The 1,495-nt window shown below is 68.6% G+C and carries 1 protein-coding gene; it reads right to left on the bottom strand.

Annotation, left to right across the window (positions count from 1 at the left end; all coding sequences use genetic code 11):
- Window positions 1-23: 23 nt before the first annotated feature.
- Complete coding sequence (locus ADK54_RS13465; protein WP_053725857.1) at window positions 24-1,250, bottom strand: IS110 family transposase; 1,227 nt, start codon at window positions 1,248-1,250, stop codon at window positions 24-26.
- Between the last annotated feature and the right edge of the window lie 245 nt (window positions 1,251-1,495).

Genomic DNA, 1,495 nt, shown 5'->3' with positions numbered 1-1,495 from the left:
TCATGAGTTCCCTGAGTCAACCTCTATGGCGCTTGGGGCGGGTCGGCGGGCGTATTGATCTTCCCGTTGGTTCGGTGGATGGCGGGGTCGTAGCAGGCGCCGTCGCGCCAGCAGGCCCACATCACGCGCAGCCAGGCCCGGGCGAGGATCCGGATGGCGTGAGGGTGGCGCTTCTTGCGGGCCCGGGCATCGTTGTAGATCTTCGCGGCCCAGTCGCTGCCATGCCTGCTGTTGTCGGCGAAGATGGTAATGGCGACGCGGGCTCTGCGGTTGGTGGCGTATCGGAAGGTCACCGCGTGGGCTTTGCCGGAGGCCCGCGTGACGGGGACGACACCGGTCTCCGCGATGAACTGTTCGCAGGATTCGGCGCGTTCGAGAATCGGGCCGATCTCACCGATGACCTGTGCGAGGTTGACCTGGCCGATGCGGGGCATCGAGGCCAGCAACGGTGCGTAGGGGTGGACCGCGAGCGCCGTCTTGATCGCGGTGTCCAGCTCCCGGATGGCGGTGCGCAGGGCGCGGACCACCTGGACCTGGACGCGGACGAGCTGGGTGACGATGGTGTCGCTCAGCCGGGAGGCGGCGGTCGGGGCCGAGCGCAGCCGCTCGATCAGCTCGCTGCCGGCCTTCTTTCCGGAGTAACGGCGGCGCTTGCACCAGGTTTCAAGTCGTCCGGCGGTGAGTTTGGCGGCTGCGGCTGCGGCCGGGGTCGGGTAGCGGTCGAGGAAGTCCAGGGCGATGTCGCTGTCCAGGCTTGCGAAGACCGTCTTGCCGCCGGGCCAGTGCACGTCCAGCAGGGCTGCGAGCTGGTTGACGGCGCTGACCTTGGCCTCGATGTGATCGGCCCGCTGACGGGTCAGGGCCTGGAGTTCCAGGGTTGCCGTGTCGGTGGGCACCAGACGGCGGAGCATATGGCCGTCGGTGCGCAGGTAGTCGGCGAGTTTGTGGCTGTCTCCCGCATCGGTCTTGGCCTTGGAGGCGCCCCAGCGCGGGCGCATGGCGTGGAAGGCGTTGGGATGGACCGGCACCACCGGGTGCCCCGCGGCCAGCAGCCGGTCCACGACCAGGCCGCGGGTGGTCTCGATGGCCGCCGGCAGGTCTGCGGGAGCGCCGTATCGCCGCAGTCGGGCCAGGGTCTTGTCCAGTCCTTCTGCGGTGTGGGCGAGTTCCCACCGGTCCACGCGGGCCCCGGTGTTGTCCATGACGGTGACGTCGTGGGTCGCGGTCGCCCAGTCCCAGCCGATGTACACGAAGGAAGTACTCCTGTGTCGTTCGCGGAGCACCTGCTCGGTAGTGAGGACGTCTGCCGGGAGCTCACTAATCGGCCCTCAAAGGGGCGTGTTCCTGAAGCCGATCAGACGGCCTCGGGCCCGGCGGGGCCGGCGGAACTCATGATGGCCGTCGAGCGGCTCGCATGGCTGGCCGTACCCCACCGGGACCGAGAGGTCACAACCCTATCCACCAGGGCTGCAGAAGGGATGGTCCTCTAGTGAGC

Source organism: Streptomyces sp. WM6378 (assembly GCF_001279695.1).
GTDB lineage: Bacteria > Actinomycetota > Actinomycetes > Streptomycetales > Streptomycetaceae > Streptomyces.
The sequence above is the reverse complement of the archived record's forward strand: the minus strand, read 5'-3'. Positions and strand labels throughout refer to the sequence as shown.